The organism is Nocardia colli (assembly GCF_008704205.1).
GTDB lineage: Bacteria > Actinomycetota > Actinomycetes > Mycobacteriales > Mycobacteriaceae > Nocardia > Nocardia colli.
On the sequence record NZ_VXLC01000010.1, the window covers coordinates 299,614 to 323,191 of the forward strand.

At 69.0% G+C, this 23,578-nt stretch carries 24 protein-coding genes; 10 read left to right on the forward strand and 14 right to left on the reverse strand.

Annotated elements, in window-relative coordinates; all coding sequences use genetic code 11:
* Nucleotides 1–9: 9 nt before the first annotated feature.
* From F3087_RS22365 to F3087_RS22390, 6 genes are all read left to right on the forward strand, one after another.
* Nucleotides 10–738 (forward strand): enoyl-CoA hydratase, encoded by a 729-nt coding sequence (locus tag F3087_RS22365; protein ID WP_150403963.1) that lies wholly within the window; start codon nucleotides 10–12, stop codon nucleotides 736–738.
* The gene (locus F3087_RS22370) at nucleotides 738–1,880 is read left to right on the forward strand and encodes an MBL fold metallo-hydrolase (RefSeq protein ID WP_150403964.1); all 1,143 of its coding nucleotides are present in this window, start codon (nucleotides 738–740) and stop codon (nucleotides 1,878–1,880) included. The genes F3087_RS22365 and F3087_RS22370 overlap by 1 nt, the downstream gene beginning before the upstream one ends.
* 39 nt (nucleotides 1,881–1,919) lie before the next feature.
* Nucleotides 1,920–2,210 (forward strand): antitoxin, encoded by a 291-nt coding sequence (locus F3087_RS47465; protein ID WP_150403965.1) that lies wholly within the window; start codon nucleotides 1,920–1,922, stop codon nucleotides 2,208–2,210.
* A gap of 52 nt (nucleotides 2,211–2,262) precedes the next feature.
* The gene (locus F3087_RS22380) at nucleotides 2,263–4,575 is read left to right on the forward strand and encodes an ATP-dependent DNA ligase (RefSeq protein WP_150403966.1); all 2,313 of its coding nucleotides are present in this window, start codon (nucleotides 2,263–2,265) and stop codon (nucleotides 4,573–4,575) included.
* Between the two features lie 76 nt (nucleotides 4,576–4,651).
* Nucleotides 4,652–4,831: an antitoxin gene (locus tag F3087_RS22385; RefSeq protein WP_150403967.1), complete on the forward strand. Its 180-nt coding sequence runs from the start codon at nucleotides 4,652–4,654 to the stop codon at nucleotides 4,829–4,831.
* A gap of 324 nt (nucleotides 4,832–5,155) precedes the next feature.
* Nucleotides 5,156–6,460: a lipase family protein gene (locus tag F3087_RS22390; RefSeq protein WP_191094090.1), complete on the forward strand. Its 1,305-nt coding sequence runs from the start codon at nucleotides 5,156–5,158 to the stop codon at nucleotides 6,458–6,460.
* Between the two features lie 59 nt (nucleotides 6,461–6,519).
* On the opposite strand, the gene F3087_RS22395 is transcribed toward F3087_RS22390, so the two are convergent.
* From F3087_RS22395 to F3087_RS22415, 5 genes are all read right to left on the reverse strand, one after another.
* Nucleotides 6,520–7,170 carry an ammonium transporter gene (locus tag F3087_RS22395; RefSeq protein ID WP_150403969.1) on the reverse strand — a complete coding sequence of 217 codons (651 nt, stop codon included), beginning with the start codon at nucleotides 7,168–7,170 and terminating at the stop codon, nucleotides 6,520–6,522.
* A 219-nt stretch (nucleotides 7,171–7,389) separates the two neighbouring features.
* Nucleotides 7,390–8,064, reverse strand: a complete 675-nt coding sequence (locus F3087_RS22400; protein ID WP_150403970.1) for a DUF1345 domain-containing protein — start codon at nucleotides 8,062–8,064, stop codon at nucleotides 7,390–7,392.
* A 47-nt stretch (nucleotides 8,065–8,111) separates the two neighbouring features.
* A complete protein-coding gene (locus F3087_RS22405; RefSeq protein WP_150403971.1) occupies nucleotides 8,112–8,852 on the reverse strand; it encodes an energy-coupling factor transporter transmembrane component T family protein in 741 nt (246 codons plus the stop codon).
* Entirely contained in the window at nucleotides 8,849–10,975 is a 2,127-nt protein-coding gene (locus tag F3087_RS22410; RefSeq protein ID WP_150403972.1) for an ATP-binding cassette domain-containing protein, read from the reverse strand. Before F3087_RS22410 ends, F3087_RS22405 begins: the two co-directional genes overlap by 4 nt.
* Nucleotides 10,976–11,011: 36 nt before the next feature.
* Entirely contained in the window at nucleotides 11,012–12,478 is a 1,467-nt protein-coding gene (locus F3087_RS22415) for a flavin-containing monooxygenase (protein WP_150403973.1), read from the reverse strand.
* 85 nt (nucleotides 12,479–12,563) lie between these two features.
* Between F3087_RS22415 and F3087_RS22420 the strand changes: the two genes are divergently transcribed.
* On the forward strand, nucleotides 12,564–13,622 hold the full coding sequence (locus F3087_RS22420) for an AraC family transcriptional regulator (protein WP_150403974.1): 1,059 nt from the start codon (nucleotides 12,564–12,566) through the stop codon (nucleotides 13,620–13,622).
* Nucleotides 13,623–13,631: 9 nt separating this feature from the next.
* On the opposite strand, the gene F3087_RS22425 is transcribed toward F3087_RS22420, so the two are convergent.
* From F3087_RS22425 to F3087_RS22435, 3 genes are all read right to left on the reverse strand, one after another.
* Nucleotides 13,632–14,309 carry a phosphodiesterase gene (locus F3087_RS22425; protein ID WP_150403975.1) on the reverse strand — a complete coding sequence of 226 codons (678 nt, stop codon included), beginning with the start codon at nucleotides 14,307–14,309 and terminating at the stop codon, nucleotides 13,632–13,634.
* An 86-nt stretch (nucleotides 14,310–14,395) separates the two neighbouring features.
* Nucleotides 14,396–15,175: a metallophosphoesterase gene (locus tag F3087_RS22430; protein ID WP_150403976.1), complete on the reverse strand. Its 780-nt coding sequence runs from the start codon at nucleotides 15,173–15,175 to the stop codon at nucleotides 14,396–14,398.
* Nucleotides 15,176–15,327: 152 nt separating this feature from the next.
* Entirely contained in the window at nucleotides 15,328–15,765 is a 438-nt protein-coding gene (locus tag F3087_RS22435; RefSeq protein ID WP_150403977.1) for a MarR family winged helix-turn-helix transcriptional regulator, read from the reverse strand.
* 90 nt (nucleotides 15,766–15,855) lie between these two features.
* Here F3087_RS22435 and F3087_RS22440 point away from each other — a divergent pair, with 90 nt between their 5' ends.
* On the forward strand, nucleotides 15,856–16,500 hold the full coding sequence (locus tag F3087_RS22440) for a TIGR03086 family metal-binding protein (RefSeq protein ID WP_150403978.1): 645 nt from the start codon (nucleotides 15,856–15,858) through the stop codon (nucleotides 16,498–16,500).
* 1 nt (nucleotide 16,501) lies between these two features.
* Here the strand turns inward: F3087_RS22440 and F3087_RS22445 are convergent, their stop codons facing one another.
* From F3087_RS22445 to F3087_RS22455, 3 genes are all read right to left on the reverse strand, one after another.
* Nucleotides 16,502–17,269 (reverse strand): RluA family pseudouridine synthase, encoded by a 768-nt coding sequence (locus tag F3087_RS22445; protein WP_150404018.1) that lies wholly within the window; start codon nucleotides 17,267–17,269, stop codon nucleotides 16,502–16,504.
* 51 nt (nucleotides 17,270–17,320) lie between these two features.
* Nucleotides 17,321–18,328: an adenylate/guanylate cyclase domain-containing protein gene (locus F3087_RS22450; protein ID WP_150403979.1), complete on the reverse strand. Its 1,008-nt coding sequence runs from the start codon at nucleotides 18,326–18,328 to the stop codon at nucleotides 17,321–17,323.
* A gap of 75 nt (nucleotides 18,329–18,403) precedes the next feature.
* On the reverse strand, nucleotides 18,404–19,024 hold the full coding sequence (locus F3087_RS22455; RefSeq protein WP_223885261.1) for a PadR family transcriptional regulator: 621 nt from the start codon (nucleotides 19,022–19,024) through the stop codon (nucleotides 18,404–18,406).
* Nucleotides 19,025–19,139: 115 nt separating this feature from the next.
* On the opposite strand from F3087_RS22455, the gene F3087_RS22460 reads away from it, so the two are divergent.
* A complete protein-coding gene (locus F3087_RS22460) occupies nucleotides 19,140–19,598 on the forward strand; it encodes a hypothetical protein (RefSeq protein ID WP_150403981.1) in 459 nt (152 codons plus the stop codon).
* A gap of 49 nt (nucleotides 19,599–19,647) precedes the next feature.
* Here F3087_RS22460 and F3087_RS22465 read toward each other — a convergent pair whose 3' ends face one another.
* The 3 genes from F3087_RS22465 to F3087_RS22475 all read right to left on the reverse strand — a co-directional run bounded on the left by F3087_RS22465 (nucleotide 19,648) and on the right by F3087_RS22475 (nucleotide 22,619).
* Nucleotides 19,648–20,307: a DJ-1/PfpI family protein gene (locus F3087_RS22465; RefSeq protein ID WP_150403982.1), complete on the reverse strand. Its 660-nt coding sequence runs from the start codon at nucleotides 20,305–20,307 to the stop codon at nucleotides 19,648–19,650.
* Nucleotides 20,308–20,423: 116 nt separating this feature from the next.
* On the reverse strand, nucleotides 20,424–21,572 hold the full coding sequence (locus tag F3087_RS22470) for an alpha/beta fold hydrolase (protein ID WP_223885262.1): 1,149 nt from the start codon (nucleotides 21,570–21,572) through the stop codon (nucleotides 20,424–20,426).
* 123 nt (nucleotides 21,573–21,695) lie between these two features.
* A complete protein-coding gene (locus F3087_RS22475) occupies nucleotides 21,696–22,619 on the reverse strand; it encodes a LysR family transcriptional regulator (protein WP_150403983.1) in 924 nt (307 codons plus the stop codon).
* 70 nt (nucleotides 22,620–22,689) lie between these two features.
* On the opposite strand from F3087_RS22475, the gene F3087_RS22480 reads away from it, so the two are divergent.
* The gene (locus tag F3087_RS22480; protein WP_150403984.1) at nucleotides 22,690–23,577 is read left to right on the forward strand and encodes an SDR family NAD(P)-dependent oxidoreductase; all 888 of its coding nucleotides are present in this window, start codon (nucleotides 22,690–22,692) and stop codon (nucleotides 23,575–23,577) included.
* Nucleotide 23,578: the final 1 nt, after the last annotated feature.

The following is a 23,578-nucleotide window of genomic DNA, read 5'->3' on the forward strand; positions in this document are numbered from 1 at the left end:
GGAGGTCGCATGCTCGGAGTTAGCCGAGACGGTGACGTAGTGACCATCGAACTTCAGCGTGAGGAGCGGCGCAACGCGCTGAACCTCGAACTCATCACGCTGCTGCGCGAAGCCGTCCTTGCCGCCGTCGCCGATGACGCGCGGGTGATCGTGATCACCGGGCGCGGCCCGATCTTCAGCGCGGGCGCGGATCTGTCCGGCGTCTACTCCGAGGAGTTCCTCGAGGGACTCCAGGACATGCTGCACACCATCGAGTCGGTTCCGGTGCCGGTGATCTCGGCGATCAACGGCGGCGCGCTCGGCGCGGGCGTGCAGGTGGCCCTCGCCTCGGATCTGCGGGTCATCGCGCCGGACGCCTACATCGCGGTGCCCGCGGCCAAGCTCGGCATCTCGGTGGACCGGTGGACGGTGCGCAGGCTGGTGTCGCTGATCGGCGGCGGCCCGGCCCGCACCATCCTGCTCGGCGCGGATCAGGTGACGGCCGCCGACGCCTACAACTTCGGCTTCGCCAACCGGCTCGGCTCGCTGGCCGACGCCCAGTCCTGGGCCAAGCAGATCGCCCAGCTCGCGCCGCTGTCGCTGCGGCACATGAAGCTGGTGCTCAACGACGACGGCACCCGCGAGCCGGACAACGCGCAGCAGCGCGCCGCGCTCGAGGCGGCCTGGACCAGCGCCGACGCGCAGGAGGGCCGATTGGCCAGGCAAGAGAAGCGCGCCGCGAAATTCCTGGGGCGCTGATGAACATTCGCAGCCTTGCCGCGGCCGCCGCGGGTGCACTGGGCCTGACCTGGGTGGTTCGCGCGGCGTGGGGCATCCCGTCCGCGATGGGCGCCTCGATCAACGCCATCCAGCCGTACGCGGCCGGCGCGGCGACCTACCGCAACCGCCAGTTCCACAACACCGAGCCGAGTAGTCAGCTGGCCGCGGGATCCGCACCGTCGCTGCTGGTTTCGGCGCTCACCAAGCGCAACGCCGGCCGTCCGACCGGGGTCATCCCGCTGCAGACCCCGCAGTTGCCGGACACCGCGGCCGACCTGGCCGTCACCTGGTACGGCCACGCCACCGCGCTGATCGAGATCGACGGCTACCGGGTGCTCACCGATCCGGTGTGGAGCGAACGGGTTTCGCCGTCCGCGCTGGTCGGCCCGAGCCGGATGCATCCGGTACCGACGCCGCTGTCGGAACTGCCCGCGCTCGACGCGGTGATCATCTCGCACGACCACTACGACCACCTGGACAAGGACACGGTCCGCGAGCTGGTGCTGCGCCAGACCGCGCCGTTCCTGGTCCCGGTCGGCATCGGCGCGCACCTGCGGCACTGGGGTGTGCCGGAACGCCGGATCATCGAATTGGATTGGGGCGGTTCGGTTTCGCTGTCCGCGCTGGGCCGGGCGCACGAGGGTTCGGATCTGGTACTCACCTGTACCGAGGCGCGGCACTTCTCCGGCCGCGGCCTGGTCCGCAACACCACGCTGTGGGCGTCGTGGTCGATCGTCGGCCCGACCAAGCGGGCGTACTTCGGCGGCGACACCGGCTACACCAAGGCGTTCGCCGAAGCCGGTGCGGCCCTTGGCCCGTTCGACCTGACCCTGCTGCCCATCGGCGCCTATGACGAGCGGTGGCGCGACGTGCACATGAACCCGGAGGAAGCGGTGCGCGCGCACGCCGACCTGTGCACCGGCGACGCCGGGCACGGCCTGCTGGTGCCGATCCACTGGGCGACCTTCAATCTGGCCTTCCACGGTTGGTCGGAGCCGGTGCGGCGCATGGTGACCGCGGCCGAGGCGGCCGGCACGGCGATCGCGATTCCGATGCCCGGCCAGCGGGTCGAGCCAGGTAGCACCGCAGCACGGGATTCGTGGTGGGAAGATGTGGGTTGACGACATCCTGCTAGTGGGCTAGAGGAAGGAACGAACGCTATGAGCTTCGCGGATACTCTGAAGGGCCTCGTCGGCAAGGGCAAGGACGCGGCGGCCAAGAACGCCGACAAGATCAACGACGCCATCGACAAGGGCGGCGACTTCATCGATCAGAAGACCCAGGGCAAGTACTCGGACAAGATCGCCAAGGGCAAGGAGGCCGCCAAGAAGGTGGTCCCGCCGGAGGATCAGCCGGGTGCGCCGGGTCAGCCGGGCGGTGCCGGTGCGCCGGGCACCACGCCGGACACCCCGGACGCGCCGGGCATGGACAGCTCGAGCCCGCAGGTCTGACGAGCGGCGGGGATCCGGCTTTCTGTCGGTCCCCGCCTCTAAACTCGATTGCATGGCATCCCGCCGGAAGTTCGGTGGCATCGAGGTTGAACTCAGCAACCTCGACAAAGTGCTGTATCCGGCCACGGGCACCACCAAAGGCGAAGTCATCGCCTACTATTCGGCGATCGCGCCGGCCATGCTCCCGCACATCGCCGGGCGGCCGGTCACCAGGAAGCGCTGGCCCAACGGGGTCGACGAGCCGTCCTTCTTCGAGAAGAACCTCCCCGCGCACGCGCCGTCCTGGATCGAGCGGCACACCATCCAGCATTCCGATCGCACGGTCACCTACCCAGTGATCGACTCCGAGGCCGGCCTGGCCTGGCTCGGTCAGCAGGCGGCGCTGGAAGTCCATGTGCAGCAGTGGCGCTTCGACGGCGACGCGGTCGGCCCGGCGACCCGGCTGGTGTTCGACCTCGATCCCGGGCCCGGCACCGGGCTGGCCGAATGCGCGCGGGTCGCGCTCGCGGTGCGCGACATGGTCGAGGGGATCGGGCTGCATGCGTTCCCGGTGACCAGCGGCAGCAAGGGAATTCACATCTACGTTCCGCTGGATCGCGAGCTGAGCTCGGGCGGCGCGTCCACGGTGGCCAAGCAGGTCGCGACCAACCTGGAAAAGCTGCACCCCGACCTGGTGACCGCCACGATGGCGAAATCGATGCGCAGCGGCAAGGTCTTCCTCGACTGGAGCCAGAACAATCCGTCCAAGACCACGATCGCGCCCTACTCGCTGCGCGGACGCGAACAACCCAACGCGGCCGCGCCCCGCAGCTGGAAGGAGATCGAACGCCGGAAGAAGCTGCGGCACTTACGTTTCGACGAGGTCCTGGCCCGCTGGCAGGACGACGGCGACCTGCTCGCCGACCTCGACCCGGCACTGCCGAAGGGCAATGCCGCCTCGCCGGAATCCGGCGCCGACGCGCTGGCCAAGTATCGGTCGATGCGCGACCCGGCCCGCACACCCGAGCCTGTGCCCGCCGATCGCCCGGAACCGACCGAGGGCAATCGCTACGTCGTGCAGGAACACCATGCGCGACGGCTGCATTGGGACGTCCGCCTGGAACGCGGTGGCGTGCTGGTGTCCTGGGCCGTGCCGAAAGGCCCGCCGACCAGCTCGGACCAGAACCGGCTGGCCGTGCACACCGAGGACCACCCGCTGGAGTACCTGGACTTCCACGGCGCCATCCCGAGGGGCGAGTACGGCGCGGGGGAGATGACCATCTGGGATTCGGGCACCTACGAGACCGAGAAGTGGCGCGACGACGAGGTGATCGTCGAATTCCACGGCGAGCGGCTCAACGGGCGCTACGCGCTGATCCAGACCAACGGCAACCAGTGGCTGATGCATCTGATGCGCGAACAGCCCGGCGACAGCGCGAAAAAGCTTGGTACGGACCCAGATCCGCCGTCCGGCCGGATCATCCGGGTGCCGAGCGGTCCGGCGTCGTTCCCGCGCGGACTCTCGCCCATGCTCGCCACCCCCGGCGATGTCACCGATCTGGGCACCGACGAGTGGGCCTTCGAGACGAAGTGGGACGGCTTCCGGCTGATTGCCGAAATAGATTCCGGCACACTGACTTTACGTAGCCGAGTGGGCAACGTGGTGACCGCCAGGTATCCGGGGATCGCCTCGCTCGCCGACGAATTGGCCGGGCACAGCGTCGTTCTGGACGGTGAGGCGGTGGTCTTCGACGACCACGGCGTCGCCAATCTCGGTCTGTTGCAGGCGGATGCGGCGCGCGCGGTGTTCGTCGCCTTCGATGTGCTCTATCTGAACGGCACTTCGCTTGTCCGCAAACGCTATTCGGATCGCCGCCGGGTACTGGAGGCGCTGGCCGGGACCGCGCCCTCGATGCTCGTGCCGCCGCGGCTGGACGGTTCCGGCGCCGACGCGGTGCGCTACAGTCAGGATCACGGCATGGAGGGCGTGATCGCCAAGCGCAAGGATTCGGTGTATCTGCCGGGCAAGCGCGGTCATTCGTGGGTGAAGCAGCGCAACTGGCGCACCCAGGCGGTGGTGATCGGCGGCTGGCGGCGCAGCGACGCGCGCAACTTCAAGTCACTGCTCGTCGGCATCCCGTACGAGGGCAGGCTGATCTACGTCGGACGCGTCGGCACCGGCTTCAACGATGCCGATATGCAGGAACTGGCCAAGCGGCTCGGTCCGGCCGAACGCAAGACCAGCCCGTTCGACAACGAGCTGACCGCAGAGGAACGCAAGGAAGCGGTCTGGGTGACGCCGAAAGTCCATGGCACCGTGCGCTTCATGAACTGGACCGAGACCGGCCGCCTGTGGCATCCGGCCTGGTTGGGCGCCTCGGACTGATCGCTGAACGGCAGGCGTTCACCGCCGCCGATTACAGTGATGCCCGGTTGGACCCATTTCGGACGAGGAGTACACGGTGGACTTCAAGAACCTGGCGAACAAGGCGCTCGACCTGGCCCAGCAGAACGCGGACAAGGTGGAGACCGTCATCGACAAGGCCGGCGACCTCGTCGACCAGAAGACCGACGGCAAGTTCGCCGGTCAGGTCGACTCGGCCCAGGAAGCCGCCAAGAAGGCCCTGCACCAGCAGAAGTGACGCGTCATCGAACGGGACATGGCAGCGGCGAAGGCCGAGTGCGCACACTGCGATGTCCCGTTCGGCGATGCGGCCGGACGACCGGCGGCGGTGCGGCTGACCATGATTGACCGCTGCCGGTGGCCCTGATCCGCCACTACTGTGGATGCCCCGAGGCCGGAGCCGGTCGGCGCAGTGCCGCGTCAAGCGCACTCCGTCGCGCCTCGTCGGACAGGGGAGGCCGCCATGTGCCGAATGTGTCGTTCCGGCAACGAATTAGGCGTGTCGGCGAAACGTCGAGCGAGAGTCGACCGGTTCGACCACCGGCAAGGTAGGTTGCCTGCCATGGCGACTCCGGGCGGAATCGGTAGGGGGACATCGCTCCTCGGCAGCACGGCACCACCCGAAGCGCCGGTCCGGCGCATCGGCGCGGCGCTGACCAGAGCCGGCTGCGCGGCCGCCGTCGCGGCGGCACTCGTGGCCTCGACGCTGATCACCGCGCCGGCCGCTCGAGCTCAGGTGCCGCCGCCCGACGCCGATCCGTTCTACGCCGCGCCCGCCGACCTCGCGACCTACCCTGAGGGCGCGATCGTGGAGTCCCGCCAGACCGCGTTGTTCGGTCTGCCGCTTCCGGTTTCGACCTGGCAGGTCAAGTACCGCAGCTCCGACGCGAGCGGCGCGGCGGTCGCCGACGTGGCCACCGTCATGGTGCCGATGCTGCCGTGGCTCGGGCCCGGCCCGCGCCCGCTGCTGTCGTATCAGATCGCCGAGGACAGCCTCGGCTCCCGGTGCGCGCCCTCCTACGCGCTGCGTGGCGGCGCCGACCCCGGCGGCGCCCAGGCATTGATCGACACCCCGTTCATGGCCGACGCGCTGCGCCGCGGCTGGGCCGTGGTGACCAGCGATCACGAGGGCCCGCAGTCCCGGTTCCTGGACGGCGTCAATTCCGGTCGCGGCGTGCTGGACGGTATCCGCGCCGCCCGCGACCTGCCCGCCGCCGGACTCGGCCCGGCGACTCCGATTGCCGCGTGGGGTTATTCGGGCGGTGCCTTCGCCACCCTGTGGGCCGCGCAGATGCAGCCGCAGTACGCGCCGGACGTGCGCATCGCGGGCATCGCCGCCGGCGGCGTCCCGTCGAACTGGCCCGCCATCGCCCAGCACGTGGACGGCACCATGCAGGCCGGCCTGGCCATGCTGATCGTCATCGCCGCCACCCGGGACAACCCGGGCGCCGGAATCATGGATCTGCTCAACGATCGTGGCCGCGCGATGATCGCCGCCGACAGCGCCGCGTGCGGCCCGGATCTGGTGACGAAATACGTCAACGCCCGCGTCGACGACTTCGCCTCGGTGCCGAACCTGTTGTCCCACCCCAGTTTCCGTGCGGCAACCGATCCGCACGAACTCGGCACTCCGGCCCCGGGCATCCCGATGTACCTCTATCACAGCAACAGCGACGATGTGGTTCCCGTCGCCGGCTTCACCGACCTGCTCGGCCGATACTGCGGCCAGGGCGCGACCATCACCTCGGTGCATTCGGTGGTGCCCGGCCACAACCCGGCCGCCGTCATCGAATCGTTCGGAGCGATGTCCTATCTCGCGGACCGGGTGACGGGTGTGCCGGTCGCACCTGGTTGTCACGAACGGTAGCGCGCAAACGACGACGCGGCCCGTACCGAGGATTCGGTACGGGCCGCGCCGGTCGGGCGTCAGTTCTTGGCGCGTCCGGTCTCATCCATCCACTTGGTCGTCCCCGGCGGCGCGGCGAGCGTGCTGAGCAGGTCGATGCCCGCGACGATCAGCGTCGGGCCGCCGGCCACGATGGTGCCGATGATCCCGCCGACCGCCGCGCCCGCCAGCACGCTGGCGATCACCGTCGGGCCGCCGAGGATGCCGGTCAGCCCGACCAGCGCGCCGATCACGGTGCCGATGAACCCGCCGACCGCGGTCGCGATGCCGAACTGGGACAGGAACGCGTCCTGCGCACGCTGGTTCTCGAACGGCGAGGCGATCTCGGTCGCCGGGACCGGGCGCGCCTGCGCGACGTCCTTGACCACGGTTAGTTCCAGGACCCGGCCGGCGTCGCGTACCGCGTGCGGTAGCGGGAACTCCAGCCCGTCCTGCCGGAACGCCAGCGGCATGGTGACCACCGTGTTCCCGGCCTCGTCTTTGAGGTCGACGACATTGCCGACCACTTCGAACGATCCGCCGGTCAGGGTGGTGATGATCTTGTCTCCCACCAGCTTCGCCGCATAGCCGATCTCGGGTGCGACGGCAGGCTGGGCATGGACCGTGCCCGCGCCGACCGCGACGGCGGCGACCAGGGGCACGGCGGCCGCGGTGATTTTGCGGAGAATCATTCGGGTGTTCCATTCTTCATCAGGTTTCGAGCAGCGGAGAGCGCCGCGCAACGTCGAATCCCTTTCCCCCACTGTGCGCGCGGCAATGACGTGATCCGGAGAACAGCTACTCCGTAGATAACTCTACCGCTCGAGCAGGGGTTCAGCCCAAGAAATAGGGGGCTTGTGTCCTTTTCCGAAACCGCGAATCCGGTTATAGCGGTTGGCTATTCGACTGTGTCAATGCAATACGTTGATCGCGCGGGCGATGACCAGGGCGGCCAGAATCAGCGAGATCGCCGACTGCACCATCATCATCGCCTTCGCCCAGCGCGACATCGGCATCACGTCGGTCGGGCTGAACGCGGTCGCGTTGGTGAACGACAGATACAGGTAGTCCATGAACTGCGGCTCCCAGTCCGGGCTCGCCAGATCGGGGTTCTGCATTTGCACGAACATGAAGTCCGGCAATGGCTTTCGGGCGTGCGCCCGGGCCGCCGGGCCGCCCCGATCGAACTCCCAGTAGCCGAGGCCGAACACCACCACATTGGTCAGCCAGACCGCGCCGCCGGACCCGAGCAGCCGGGCCGGATCGTCACTGAGCGTGCCGTCGATCAGCCCGGCCACCAATCGATCCGCCGAATATGCTGTCGCGACTCCGAGTAGTCCGACCAGGGTCAGTCCCAACCACCGGAACCACTTCTCCTCGCGGTCGATTCGCACCGGGTTGGCGACCAGTACGACCACCAAAAGCAGGCCCTCCAGCCCGGGTAGCAACCATTCAGGCTCGGGCAAGAATCGATCCGGCAACACTACTTGCAACGCGATTATCGCGATGACCGCGGCGGTCGCCGCCAGCCGCGATTCCCCGGCCGTCCGCCGCTGCCAAGCCGGTACCTCGTCGCCGTCGCTCACCCGGTCAGTATCGCCCGCGGCGGCCGGGCGGCGGGTTAGGCAGGCGGCTACAGCAGCGCGAAGCCGAGCACGGCGCTGCCCGCGCACACCGCGACGACGATGGCCAGCGCGATGGTGTCGGCGCGCCCGGGCGAGCTGGGGTAGGCGGCGAGTTCGCCGGTGCCGCCGCGCGCGGTGATCGCCTCGCCGAGTTCGCCTGCGCGCCGGGTGGATACGGCCATGGCGGCGGTCAGGATGTCGATCAGCGGGTTTTCGGTGGCCAGGTAGAGCAGGTTGTCCTTGGGCCGGAGTTTGCGCGCCGCGCGCAGCACCCGGATCTCCTCCATCAGCAGCGGCAGCCCGCGCAACGTCAGCGCGACCACGACGGCCCATTCGTCCACCGGCACCCGGAGTTTGCGCAACGGCGCACCGAGTTTGGCCAGCGCGGGCGCGATATCGCTCATCGGCGTGGTCCAGGCGACCAGGAACGACGCGGCGACCATGATCAGCGCGAACGTCACCGTCTGCGCGTACCGCACCACGGCTTGGGTGCCGACCGGCGCGTTGAGCAGCGCGCCCAGCGCGAGCAATCCCCAGAACCACCAGGGCAGCCGGGGGAGCGTGCCGAGCGGCAGCCGGGCGACCAACCCGATGAACACCAGGAACACGATCATCACGCCGAGCACCGGCCAGGTCGGCAGGAACATCAGCAGGAAGCTGATCAGGAACGCGCTGATCATCTTGGTGCCGGCCCACAGGTTGTGCACCGGGCTCGTCACCGGAACCCGGCGAAACAGCACCACACTCATGACCGGCCTCCACGCTCGAGCCGCCACGCGGCGTCACCCGGCGGCCGCAGCGGTGCGGCGGGCCGGGCCTCGGACTTGTGCGCCGCGTCCTCGGCGGCGGTTTCGGTGACCGAGTCGGCCGCGAGCAGCCGCCCGGAGCGCAGGTGCACCGTCCGGTCGACGACCGCGGACATGTCCTCCACGTCGTGCGAGATGACGATCAGCGTCAGCCCGGAATCGCGCAGCCGCGCAAGCAGTTCCACGATGTCCGCGCGCCCCTCCGGGTCGAGCCCGGCCAGCGGCTCGTCGAGCACCACCACCTGGGGATGGCAGGCGACGATCGCGGCGAGCACCACCCGTTTGGCCTGTCCGCCACTGAGTTCCTCGATGGACCGCGCGGCGAGTGTCCGATCCAAGCCGACGGCATCCAGCGCGCGTCCGACCGCACCGGACCCGGTGGCCCGCCCACCCCAGTCCGCGATCTCCGCGCCGACCGTCTGTTTCTGTAGTTGCAGCCGGGAGTGCTGGAACGCCAGCTCGACCCGGCCGATCTGCTTGGTGACCGCCTTGCCCGCGAGCTCACAACGGCCGGAACTGGGTTCGATCAGGCCGGCCATGATCCAGGCGAGCGTGGACTTGCCGGATCCGTTGCCGCCGACGATCAGCAGCGCCTCACCGCGGCGCACGGTCAGGTCGACCGAGTGCAGTGCTGCTGCCTCCCACGGGGTTCCGCGGTTGTAGGTGTATTGGACGTCACGCAGTTCGAGGATCGTGTCGCCCATCGGCCTGCGCCGCACGTCGCGCGCGGGCCGCGGCCAGGCGGGCAACCGCTCGACCGCGCGGCCCTGCGCCAGGTGCACCACCCGGCCGGCCGCGGCCGCGTCGGCCTCGTGGTGGGTCACCAGCACGACCGCCATCGAGTGCCGTTTCGGCAGTGCCGCAAGCAGTTCGACGAGTTCGCGGCGGCCGTCCGGATCGATCATCGAGGTGGCCTCGTCCGCGATCAGCAGCGCGGGCTTGCGCGCCAGCGCCGCGGCGACCGCGAGCCGCTGCTGCTGCCCGCCGGACAGCGTGGCGGTTTCCTTGTCGCCCATGCCGTCCAGTCCGACCTCGCCGAGCAGGGCCGCGACATCGACGTCGGCGGCCAGTTCGGTCGGCAGGCCCCACACCACGTCGTCGGCGACGAGCACGCCGAGGGTCTGGCTCTCCGGCCGCTGCAACACCAGCGCGGTGCCGCCTTGATGCCCGAGCCCCGCGGAGCCGGGCCGCTGCACCGTTCCCGCGGTGGGCGGCAGACCGGCGAGCAGCCGGGTCAGCGTCGACTTCCCGGAGCCGTTGTGCCCGACCACCGCGACGAACTCGCCGACCTCGACGGTCAGGTCGATGCCGGTCAGCGCGTCGCGCACCGCGCCAGGATAGCGGAAGGCGGCTCCCCGCAAGGTGACCGGCAGCGGCGCGATCGGGCGATCGTCGACCGGCGCGTCGAGGCGGTCCTGGCCGGGCAGCCAGGTCAGCCGGTCGAGCACCGAGCCGAGCACGAACCAGGAGAACAGCGCGGTCGCGATCATGCCCGAGGCGACCCCGCCGCCGACCCAGGCCCACCACCAGCGCAGCACGGAATCGGTGAGGTCGGCGGCCGCGCGCCCGAGCGGCTCGAGCTGCTGCTGGCGGGCGGCGAGCTCCTGGATGCCGCGCGAGGTGTTGCGCAGGGTGTCGAACAGCAGGTTCCGTCCCGCGGAGAACAGTTGCAGCAGACCGACCGCGAAGCCGGCCCAGATCAGCCCGGCGATGACCGACAGGCCGAGCACCGAGGCCAATCCGCCGCCGCGCCGCTTGGTCGTGCCGATGATGCCCGCGATGGTCGCCGTCGCCATCAGCCCCGTGGTGGCGACCAGCCCGGTCGCGACGAAGGTGACCACCGTGGCCGCGGCGGCCGCGGTGATCAGCGCGCGCAGCCGGAATCGTTGTGCGATCAATCCCATGGGCACCGCGGCGACCAGGTTCAGCGCGGCCGCGAACGGAATCACCGTGCCGACGGTCACCAATCCGACGGTCGCCCCGCCGAGCACCGCCCCGACAGCCAGCTCGATCGGTCGTAGCGGCCCGCGTTCGGCCGTTCCGTCAGCTATCGGGCGTCCAGTCACGGCACAAGTCTGCCAGTGTGTGCGTTCGGCGCGCCGTCATCCGACCGGGGTGAGGGTGTAAGCGTCCGGGTCGAGCTTGCGGATGCGGCGGCGGTAACTGGTTTGCGAGCCCGGCCAGTTGTTGGTGATGCGCCCCGCGGCATTGCGGTACCAGCTCGAGCAGAAGTTCCACGGGGTGCGGTCGAGCCGTTGCTGCAGCGCCGTGTTGAACCGTTGCTCCTGGTCCGCGCGGACCTCGAGGGTGTGTCCCGGCCTGCGCTCGAGCAGCTCGACGGCCTGGCGGATGTAGCGGGTCTGGGATTCGATCATGTAGATGATCGAGCCCGCGCTGAGATTGGTGTTCGGCCCGTAGACCAGGAACAGATTCGGGAACTCCGGCACCGCGATGCCGTAGTAGGCGTGCGCGCCGTCGGTCCAGGCGTCGGACAGCTTGTGTCCCGCGCGGCCGTAAATGTCCATCGGCCAGAGGAATTCGGTGCCCTTGAAGCCGGTGCCGTAGATGATCACGTCCGCCTGGTGCAGGGTGCCGTCCGCGGTGCGCACGCCCGCGGGCGTCACCTCGGTGATCGCGGCGGTCTCCACCCGGACGTTCGGCCGGGTCAACGCGGGGTAGTAGTCGTTGGAGAACAGCGCGCGCTTGCAGCCGATCGGATAGTCCGGGGTGAGCACGGCCCGCAGCTGCGGATCGGTCACCTGCTTGCGCAGATGGCGGTCGGCGATGCGGGCCACCAGCCGCGCGATGGCCGGGAATTCGACCAGGCCGAGCGAGACGAAATCGGCGATCGCCCACCAGCCGAAGCGCTCGGCCAGCAGAGCGCCGGGCAGCCGGGCGAACAGCTTGTGCTGAATCGGGGAGTAGTCGGTGTCGAATTTGGGGATCACCCAGGCCGGGGTGCGCTGGAACAGGGTGAGCTGCGCGACCTTCGGCTGGATCTCCGGGATGTACTGGATGGCGCTGGCCCCGGTGCCGATACAGGCGACCCGCTTGCCGGTCAGGTCGATCCCGTGGTCCCACTCGGCGGAGTGGAACGCCGGGCCCGCGAAGGTGTCGATGCCGGGGAGATTCGGCAGCGCGGGGCGCGACAGCTGGCCGACCGCGGAGATCACGACGTCCACGGTTCGGGCCATCCCGTCCGCGGTGCGGACCGTCCAGCGCCCGGACGCGTCGTCGAATTCGGCATCGGTCACGTCGGTGCCGAACTGGATCGCGTCCAGCACGCCGTTGCGCTCGGCGACGCCGCGCAGATAGGCGTGGATGGCCGCGCGGCCGGAGTAGCGCTGCGGCCAGTCCGGTTTCGGCTCGAACGAGTAGGAGTACAGCGGGGACGGCACGTCGCAGGCGGCGCCCGGATAGGTGTTCTCCCGCCACACGCCGCCAAGATCGGCGGCCCGCTCCAGGATGGTGAGGTCGTGGAAACCGTTGCGGCGCAATTCGATCGCCATGCCGATGCCGCCGAAGCCCGCGCCGATGATGAGCACCGAGGGCCGGTTGCCTGTTGTCATGTGACACTCCTCACAGGACCGAAGATAATTCCACTGTAGGGGGCGTCGGGGTAGCCAATAGAGAAATTCGGCCATACTGGGCGGTGTGGAGCGGGTGCAGGATCCGGGAATCCGCGACTGGAACTTTCCGCGCGGGATAGCCAGCGTGGCGCTGATGGTCGGCTACGCGGCCGAGTGCGGCGTGCCTACCGGTCGAATGCTCGCCGGAACCGGGTTGTCCGAGCCGGTGCTGCGCGATCCGGATGCGCAGATCGACGCGCAGATCGAGCTGACCGTGGTCCGCAATCTGGTCCGCGAACTCGGCGACCGGCCCGCGCTCGGCGTGGAGATCGGCCGCCGCTACCGGATCACCACCTTCGGCATCTTCGGCTTCGCCTGCGTGAGCAGCCCGACGCTCGGCGAGGCGATCTCGTTCGCGCTGCGATATCTGGAGTTGAGCTTCACCTTCAGCCTGCCCGTCGCCGAATGGCGGGAGGGGGAGTTCATCGCCTGGGTGCACGACGAGCTGATTCCGGCCGACGTGCGGCAGTTCCTGGTCGAACGCGACGTCACCGCCATGCATCAGGTGATGAGCGATCTGCTCGGCCGCCACCTGCCGCTGGCCAGGGCCGAATTCCGGTTCCCGGAACCGGATTACGCCGACCGGATCGAAGCGGTGACGGTGGTGCGTCCCCGGTTCGGGCGGCCGCGCAACCTGTTCGCGATCGACCCGGCCGTGCTGGATCAGCCACTGCCGCAGGCGAACGAGCAGACCTGGGCCATGTGCCTGGCGCAGTGCCGCGCCCTGGTGCATCGGCGTCGCGCCCGCACCGGTATCGCCGCCGACGTGCGTGAACTGCTGGTTCCCGGCGGCACCGAGGGGTTCACCGGACCGCCCGGAATCGACTCCGTCGCACGCGATCTCAACATGAGCACCCGTACCCTGCGCCGCCATCTCGATGCGGCAGGTACCAGCTATCGAGCGCTGCTCGACGAGGTGCGCCGGGCGCTGGCCGAGGAAATGCTCTCCGCCACACCGCTTTCGGTGAGCGACGTGGCCATCCGCCTCGGCTACGCGGAATCCTCGACCTTCATCTACGCGTTCAAACGCTGGACCGGCGCGACCCCGGCCGCCTACCGCCGCGAACGGGCCGTCCGCCGCTGAGCCGCAAAGTCATTCGACTTCGCCGCGACCATTCCTGCTTCCCGCGTAAGCGAATTCGCGAACCTTGCCGACGATCCGCGGCAGCAATTCCACCCCGTCCGGATGGTTGAGCATGGGATCGAAGAAATCCGTGCGGTGTTCGGCGGGCTCCGCGAGCCGCAACGTCAGCGTGGCAAGGCGCACCGGCGCTCCGGTGAGCCCCCGGGCCTGCAACTCGAACGAGATCGGGTGCTCCGGCAGGTGTTCGGTCATCGCGGCCAGGGATGCGGAGGCGGGCTGGCCGGTGTCGGGCTCGGCAAAGAACCACACGGGCATGGTTTTTCCCACGCGATAGGGCATCAGGCTGCCGTACCCCGCGCGGACCCAGCTGCGCGCCGGTGTGATCAGGAACCGGCCGAGCGTGCCGCGGCCGGTGGTCGCCAGCGCGAAATCCCATGGCTGGTCGTGCCGATCGAGCACCCGGAACGCGAGGCCGAGCACATCGGGCAGGCCGCCCGGCGTGCCCGCTCCCTTCGACAGGCGCGCGATGACCGCGCGTTCGCCCTCGCCGAACAGGTGGTCGAACTCGGGTTCCGCGTGCAGCCGACCGGCCAGGTTCAACCCGGTGGGATGGAAAACCCTGGCATGGCGCAGGTTTGCCCCGGCCGCGAAGGTCGTGCGCACTACGGAGGCGGCGAGATCGGTCATCGGAGTTCCTTCGCGTCGAGGGAAACTGTCTCCTCCTCGACTGCCCGGACCTGCGGTGACTAAACGAAATCCGCGTCCGCGATCGGTCAGCTCGGCAGCGTGCCCAGCCGGCCACCCATCGGAACGCTGCGGAAATGGGTTGTCAGGCTGTGTTTTTCATCGATCATGTGCAGCGCGACGGCGGGATCGGGGGCGTAGTCCATCACGTGATCGGGCAGGTCGAGTTCCCAGAGGCCGCCGAGGACCGACGCGGTGCTCGGGGCGACCAGCAGCGGGCGCCCGGCGAATGTCGTTGTCGCCGAGGAATGTGCGTGGCCGGTGAGCACCGCGGCGATGCGTTTGTCGCCGGCCACCAGTTCGGCGAACTTCTCCGGCTCCTCCAGCGAGATCTCGTCGACGACCGGGCTGAACAGGTACGCGGGCGGGTGATGCAGCGCAAGCAGGATCGGTTTGTCGGCCGGTGCGGTCGCGAGCACACCGTGCAGCCAGGTGTAGGTCTCGTCGGCGAGCCGCCCGCTCGGCTCGCCGGGAATGCTCGAATCCAGCAGTGCGACGGTCAGATCCCCGATCCGGTGCGCGTGATTGATCGGCGCGGTCGAGGCGGCCTCGCCGAGCAGTGTGCTGCGGAACGCGGCGCGATCGTCGTGGTTGCCCGGGATGGCGTACACCGGAATGTCGAGGTCGAACGCGAGCCTGGCCTCGGCGTATTGCTCGTGCTGGCCGGAATCGGTGATGTCACCGGTCACCAGGATCGCGTCCGGTCTGCGGCGCAGACCGGTGAGAAAGGTCATGACCTGTTCGACCCGTTCGGCGTTGCGGGCGCCGAGATCGAAATGTGTGTCGCTGACCTGAGCCACCAGGATCATCGGCGTTCGCTTTCTCTGGGGGATCGCTCCGTTGCGTCAGAGTGTGCCCGCCTCCCGTGCGCGGCACGTATTAAGGCTAGTTGACCTGCGTGTTACGCGTCGCCATGAGGCTCACCACCAGCGGAAACCTGTGCGGCGGTCTGTGTGCGCGCTCACTGGGACTGCTCGCCGGCCTGCGCGGCCAGCGTCTGCAACGACCGCAGGAAGGCCCGCCGGTCCGCCGCCGGAAGCTGTTCGAGCAGCTGATTTTCCTGCTGCTGGATGTCGGCCTGCACTCGATCGCGCAGGCTGCGTCCGGCCGCGGTGATGGACACCAGATTGACCCGCCGGTCCGCCGGATCCGGTTCGCGCCGGATCAATCCGCCCTGCTGCAATTCGTCCAGCACGCCGATGATCCGGGTCTTGTCGGCATTGATCGACTTGGCCAGCGCGGCCTGCGTGTACACGGGTTCCTTGCCGAGTCCGAGCAGCACGGCGTATCCCCACATCGACAGCTCATGCCGTTCGAGCACCGGCAGTTCCACCGCCAGCAGCGTCCGCATGAGCGGTGCGATCATCGCGGCGAGGTCGGGACGGGGTGCTTCGGACATGGATAGAAAATACTGCTTGATAGATGATAGGCGGGTGCATACGATAGGCTCGTACTTATCATTTGAGCATCGAGTAGAGAGAAGCCATCGATGGCGACCGAACCGGATACCAGCGCGGAACTGCGCACCCTCGACGCGCTGAAGAACACCGTCGACCTCGTCGCGTTCGACGCGCAGGCCGTGCGGACCAGCATCGACCTGGTCGAGCGGCTCACCGACGCGGACCTGAGCAAGCCGACGCCGTGCGCCGACTGGACGCTGCACGGCCTGCTGACGCACATGATCGCCCAGCACTACGGATTCGCCGCGGCGTCGCGGGGCGACGGCGACCCGGTGCTGTGGAAGCTGCGCCCGCTCGGCGCGGACCCGGTGGCGAGCTATCGCGCCGCGGCCGAGCACGTGCTGGAGGCGTTCGCGGCGCCCGACGTGCTGGACCGGAAGTTCCCGCTGGCGGAGTTCAGCGCCGACTATCAGTTCTCCGGAGCGCAGGCGGTGAGCTTCCACTTCATCGACTACGTCGTCCATTCCTGGGATGTGGCAAAGACTTTGGGGTTGCCCGTGGCATTCGACGCCGCGCTGATCGAGGCCGCGTTCCCGGTGGCGCAGGCCGTTCCCGGCGGCGACATCCGGCTCGCGCCCGGTGCCGCGTTCGGTCCCGAGGTGCCGTGGTCCACCGCGGATCGGTTCGATCAGATCATCGCGATGCTCGGCCGGTCACCGGAGTGGACGCGCTGAATCAGCCGAGCGCGCGGCGCAATTCCCGTGCGCGGGTGAGCAATTCGCCGGCCTCGTCCGGCTCGGCCTGGATCGGCCGCCAGAACTCCGGGTCGGGCGTCGCCTCCAGGGCGAGTTCCGGCGGGGTGCGCCAGTCCGCGGTCAGGCCGAGCCGCCACGAATGCAGATACGTCCGCTCGTGTGCGCCCGACTTGTCGAACAGCGGATCGCCGACGATCGGATGGCCGATCCAGGCCAGCTGTACGCGAATCTGGTGGCGGCGCCCGGTGATCGGGCGCAGCGCGAGCACCGCGAAGTCGTCGCGGCGCAGCACCGTGGCGAATTCGGTGCGGGACGGATAGTTCTTGGTGTCGAGCAGATCGGCGTCCGCGACGAACCAGCGATCCGCTTCCCGGCGAATGCTTTCCCGCGGCGCCGCGATGCGCACCCGGTTCTTGCGTCCGACGCTGAGCGGCAGGTCGATCACCCCAGTGTCGGGCAGCTCGCTCGACGCCACGATCGCCAGGTACGCCTTCTCGGCGGTCTGCTTGTTGAACTGCCGGGTCAGCTGCCCGTGCGCGCCGAGTTCCTTGGCCAGCAGCACCAGCCCGGAGGTCACCTTGTCGATCCGGTGCACCGGATAGAGCGTCTCGCCGGCCGCGGCCGCCAGCTCGACCAGGTCGGCGTCGTGCCGCTCGCCGGTGACGGAGATGCCCGCGGGCTTGTGCAGGGCGAGGATCGCCTCGTCCTCGTCGACGAGGAATCGCGCGCGCAGCTCGGACCAGTCCATTTCCACTGGCCAGAGCTTAGGTCGCGATAGGGGCCGGGCCCGAACTCGGGTTCACTGGTTCTTCTCGTTGCGGCGCAGGATGTGCGGGCGCAGCCGATTGAAACCGCGGACGCGGACGCTGCGCAGGTTCTTGATGATGAACTCGGACTCGCCCTCCAGCGCGGTGGCGGCCTCGTCGTCGATGAGGACCGTGCCGGGCCGGGCGACGCCGGTCAGGCGGGACGCGATGTTCACCACCGATCCGTACAGATCGCCGAACCGCTGCAACACCTGCCCGTACGCCAGCGCGACGCGCAGTTCGGGGGTGCCGCCGACCATCATCGTCGACTCCTGAATGGCCAGCGCGATGCGTGCCGCGTTGGCGGCGCTGTTCGCGGCGAACATGACCTCGTCGCCGACGTTCTTCACCACCCAGCCGCCGTTCTCGGTGATCGCGGCGGTGGTGGTGGATTCGAACGACTCCAGCAGCAGCGAGAGTTCATCGGGATGCAGATGCCTGGTCAGCCGCGTGTAGCCGACCATGTCCGCGAAGCCGACCGCCAGGTCGCGCAGGGTCTCGCCGGCGGACGTGCCCGGATCGAGCGACCGGGACAGCGCGGCGGCCAGGTGCCTGCGCCAGGCGTAGGTGTTGAGCTGTTCGAGCGTCGCGATGGTGCCCTCGGTGGCGGTGCGAATGGTCTGCTCGGCGTCGGCGTCCGGATCCGCCGCCGCGATGCGCGCGCCGATCTCGGCGAGTACCAGGTCGACCTGCCATTCCGCCAGCCGTGCCATGCCCTGACCGAGGGTGCGCGCCGTCGCCGCCTGCTGCCTGGCGTCGGCCGCGGACAGGATGCTCAGATCGCGGAAGTTGCGCAGCGCCGCGATGTCGGCATCGGTGTAGTCGACGGCGTCGTCGTCCAATCCCGCGGGAAAGCCCAGAGCCGTCCACAACCGCTTGGTCAGCGCCGTGGTGGTCCCGGCCTGCTCGGCCACGTCGGTGCGGCTGTACTGCCGATTTCCGTCCAGCAGATACGCCTCGACGATCGACTGCACCAACTCGGACTTCTCGGTGGGCACCATGCCCGTACCTTACGACGACCCACCCACAACCCGCCGCAAACACCGCCACCATTGGGCGACCTCACAGCGCCCGGTTCACTCCGTTGCGGTGGATTCCCCGACGAACGGCGCGAGCGAGTCCCAGGACCAGGTCAGCGTGCCCGCGGTCAGATCGCCGACAACGCCCTCGACCCAGCGCAATTCGGCCTCGGTGACGGCGCGCAGGTATTCGTCCTCCAGCATCACCACGCGCGGCAGGTCCATGCCCGTCATCTGCTCGGCGTCGGCGTCCATCTCGGCCAGCTGCTCGCGCAAAGTCGTTGCCCGGCGCGCCAATTCGGCGCGGGCGCCGTCCGGGTCGAGCAGCATCAGGAACGACAGCGCGGCCGGGAAGCCGGGGTACTCGTTGCGCGGTGTCGCGATCATCTCCGACAGCCAGGTCGTGCAGGCGGTGCGGCCCGCGTCGGTGATCTCGTAGACGGTGCGCTCCGGGTACTGCTGATCACGTCCGGTCTCGCGGACCGCGACCAGCCCGGCCTCCTGCAGCCTGCCGATCGTCTTGTAGAGCGCGGCGCGCTGGGCGACGTTGACCACCTTGTCCTTGCCCCACTCCTTGATCCGGCGCTGGATCGCGTACGGGTGCATCGGCTCGAGATTCAGGATGCCGAGCACCACCATCGCCAGGGGAGAGCGCTTGAACTGCGTCGATGCCGTCATGCGACTCATTCTAGTGGGCACCGGACTACTAGATTCTCTAAAACTAGTTGCAAAGGAACTAGTCTGTGTGCCACTATTAATTCAGCAGGAAGAACACCCCGAAAGGACCACCGAAATGAACACCAAGACCACCCAGATCCACGTCGATCACGGCACCGTCAAGCGCCTCGGCGACTGGACCGACGCGACCGCCTTCGACGTCACCGTCCGCTACGGCAGCGCCGTCATCGACCTGCGTTCACCGCAGCTGGCCGGCGACGGCGATATCGAGGTGCACGTGAACCTCGACCACGCCATGGTCAAGCTGCTCGTCGCGGACGACGCCGTCATCGACCAGTCGGCGCTCGCCTGGACCGGCCGCGGCCGGGTGAAGGATTTCGCCCGCCCGCAGCAGGCGGCCGGCCGCGTCATCCGGCTCATCGGCACCAGCACCACCAGCGAATTCCGCGTCCACCGCGGCGGCATCGCGGTGCTGTCGGCGATGTTCTCCCGCGAGTTCTTCGAAGACGCCCGCCGGGCTAACCGCGAAGGGCGCACCCCGACCCTCGCCGACCCGGCCAACGCCCCCCGTTGACCGAAAACGCAAGAATGTCCCGGACTTTCGTGTCCGGGACATTCTTTGTTCAGGCGGGTATCGGTTCGGAACCTGTGTTCTGCCAAACGGTTCCGCGGCGTTCGTAGGAGATCAGTTGTTCGACTGCGTGCGCGACTCGTGGCCCGAGTTCGCGTTCCAGCAGATACAGCCCGACGTCCAGTCCGGAAGTCGCACCGGCGCCGCAGATCACGTCGCCGTCATCGATGACCCGGGCGGGGACGGCGGTCGCGCCGGTCCGGGCGAGCGCTTCCATGCCCAATGGATGCGTGGTCGCCGGGCGGCCGGCGAGCAGACCGGCGAACCCGAGTAGCAGCGAACCGCCGCAGATGCCGACGACGGTCACGCCCGATCGATCGACGGATTCCTTCAGCAGGGCGGGTAATTCGGTGTCGAGAGCACGGGTGAGCACGGTCAGGACCGAGCCGTCGCCGTGGTCGTCCGCGTCCGTCGGCATCCGGCCCATCCCGCCGGGCACGATCACCATGTCCGCGCGCTGCGGTGCCAGCTTTCCGGTGGCCCACAACGAAATCGGGGGCACGCCGCTGGGTACCTCCCGCGCGCCCTCGGCGGATACCAGTTCGACCTCCAGCAGGCCGCCGGTGACCGTGCCGCCCGCGCCGAGTATCTCGAACGGCGCGATCACGTCCATCGGGTCGAATCCATCGAACAGCACGAATTGTGCGAGCATCGGAATCTCCTTCTACCTCAGGTGATTACGACGCTAGGTGCCGTGCGGGCGGTCGAGAAGTAGCTCGATCGTCAGCTTCCGACGGATTCTCGCCAGCCGGCTTGCGGGCGAATCGGTTACTTGACGCGGGCCAGGAAAGCGTCGATGGCAGCCCACATCTGGGGGTTGATCTGGGTGTGCTTGCCGGTGCCGGTGACCGTCTGGAAGTCGACGCCGTTGGCGGCGAACTGCGCGGCCAGGGTCGCGTGCAGCGGCGACGGCACGGTGGTGTCGGTGGCGTTGACCAGCAGCAGGATCGGCGCGTCGTAACCGCTGACCGGCACCGTCAGGTAGGACTCGTACGCGGCCCGGACCCGGCTGTCGGACAACGGCTTCGACAGCAGCTCGCCGATGCCGACGCCGTCCACCCGTGCCTCGATCTCCGGCTTGCACATGGTGCCGATGTCGTCGAGCAGCTGACGTCCGACCGGGCTCAGATACTGGTTGAAGTCGATGTCCGGTCGCGCGGCCCGGAATCCGGCGAAGATGCTGGACAGGAAGCCGAGCGTTTCCGCGGTGCCGGGAATCGTGGGGATGGCGGGACTCGCGATGGGCAGCACCTTTTCCACATCCGACTCCGGGTCGACCGCGATGGTGCCGCGGTAATCGAGATCGGCGGCATAGCTCGATTGCCGGTGGCCGGTGCCGAGCGCGGCCTGCCCGCCCTGGGAGAGGCCCATCGTGGCCCAGGTCCGGGACAGCTCGGGGTGCGCGGAACGTGCGGCAAGCAGGATGTCGATGGTCGCGGTCGCCTCGGTCTGCAACTCCAGGTACGGGTGCGGACCGGTGTCGAACAGGCCCAGTCCGAGATAGTCCGGCGCCACCACCGCGAAGCCCTGGCCGACCAGGCGCCGCATGATGTCGTCTTCCTCGGCGTGCCAGTGCGAGTTCGGCGCGGTGCTCGGATCGGATTCGCCGCCGCAGCCGCGGCCCAGCCCGGTCGTCCCGTGGTCGAACGCGATCACCGGCCACCCGCCCGGCGGCGGCGTGCCGTTCGGGATGAACAGCGCCCCGCTGGCCTGCTTCGGGGTGCCGTCCGATCCGGCCGTCCAGTAGGTGATCACCGATCCGTTCGGCATCGGCCGCCAGCCGCCGGCCTGCGGAGTTGCCGCGATCAGCATCCCCGGGGTTTCCGCGGCGGCCGGTGCCGCCTGCAACCCGAGCAGGACACTTGCCGAGACCGTGGCCATTGCCACCGAACTCTTCCAACCACGAGTAACGCGCATCGTAGACGCCTCCTTGTTGCTGGACGTGCGTCCAGTTCGAGAGCAGCTTATGGCGAGTGTGGAGCGACAACATCGGTCGATGGCAAATTGTAAGCAAACCCACGTTACCTGGGCGTTCGCGGGTTACTGCGGTCCATGCAGCTCGATCGCGGCGGCGCGGAATGCCTCGGCGGTCCTGGCCGCGGCCTCGCCGAGTGGCGACGGGAGATGGGCGAGCAGGAGCCGGCGTTGCTCCTGCGGGCCACCGCGGACCGGCAGGACGCGCACGCCGGGTAGTACGGCGGGGGCGAGGAGGGCCGGGATGGTGGTCAATCCGCAACCGGCGGCGACCAGTTGGAGTTTGGCGAGCCAGTCGCGGGCGGTGTGCGCGATCTCGGGGCGTTCGTCCAAACCGGGCCAGACGCCCATCAGCCGGTCATCGCTGGTGTTCGGCCCGGCGATCCACTGCTGACCGTGCAGGTCGGCGACGTCGATGTAGTCGCCGCGTGCCAGCGGATGGCCGGCGGGCAGGGCTATGCACAGGCTGCGCTCGGTGAGGGTGTGCAGAACCAGCGCCGGCGACTCGGTGTCCGGCGGCCGGAACGGCGGCATGGAAGCGAGGAGGGCCAGGTCGACGCTGCCCGCGCGCAGTGCGCGCACCAACGCGGGCGTGCTGCCCTCGCGGCTGTGGACGGTGATGCCGGGATGCGTCTGCCGCAGCGCCGCGATGGCCTTCGGCAGCAGGGCGGCGCCGGCGCTGGGGAACCAGCCCACCCGAACCGTCGCCGCCTGGGCGGGCAGTCCCGACAACTCGCGGGCGGTCACCTCGATCTGATCGAGCACCGCGCTCGCTCGCCGCAACACGAGATGCCCTGCCGCCGTAAGCTTTACCCCCTCCCGGTGCCGCTCCAGCAGTTCCGCGCCCGCCAGCTTCTCGATCGAGGCGATCTGCCGCGACACCGCGGACTGTGTGTAGCGGAGCGATCCCGCAGCCGCGGTGAAGGTGCCCTGCTCGGCGACCGCGCGGAAAACGCGCAACGCGGTCAGCGACACATCGGTGAAATCCATGACTTCAACGCATACCAGATGTGCCTAAATCTCGTTGGACGCATGGATGGCGGCTTCCTAGCTTGGAGTCATGAACGCTGCACGCACAGCCCTGGTGACCGGGGCGAATCAAGGTCTGGGCCGGGCACTTGCCGAGGGCCTGGCGACCCGAATGGACCCGGCGGACCTGGTGTTGCTCACCGGCCGCAACCCGCAGCGGGTCGCGGCCGCAGTGGCCGAAATCGCCGCTGCCCCGAACACTCGCAGCCGGGTCGAGGGCCGGGTGCTCGACGTCGCCGACGCCGGCGCGATCGCCGCCCTCGCCGCCGAACTGCGCGAGACCCAGGGCGGAGTGGACATCGTGCTCTCCAACGCCACCACCCGGCTGCTGCCGGATCAGTCCCAGTCCGCGATGGCCGACGAGTACATCGACGTCGCCAACACCGCCACCCATTCGATCCTGCGCGCCTTCGCCCCGATCCTGCGCCCCGGCGGCCGCCTGCTGGTCGTGGCCAGCTCGCTCGGCACCCTCGGCCACCTGCCCGAGCGACTGCGCCCGCTGTTCGACCACGCCACCCTCGACCAGGTCGAGTACGCCGTCGAATCCTGGCGCAGCGCAATCCATGCCAAGACGGCGGAGGAGGCAGGCTGGCCGCGCTGGCTGAACATCCCGTCGAAGGTCGCCCAGGTCGCCGCGGTCCGCGCGGTGGCCGCCGAACGCCGTGACCACGATCTGGCCACCGGCACCCTGCTCGCCGCGGTCTGCCCCGGCATGGTCGACACCGCGACCTCGCGCCCCTGGTTCAGCGACTTCAGTCACGCCCAGACTCCCGCCGAAGCCGCCCGTGCCGTACTGGATTTGGCGCTGACCCCGGGCGTCGACCCGGACCGGTACGGCGAGCTGATCCGCTTCGGCGAGGTCGTCCCGTGGTACTCCGGCGCCCCGCTGACCGAACAGGATCAACTGCTCACCCCGTGAG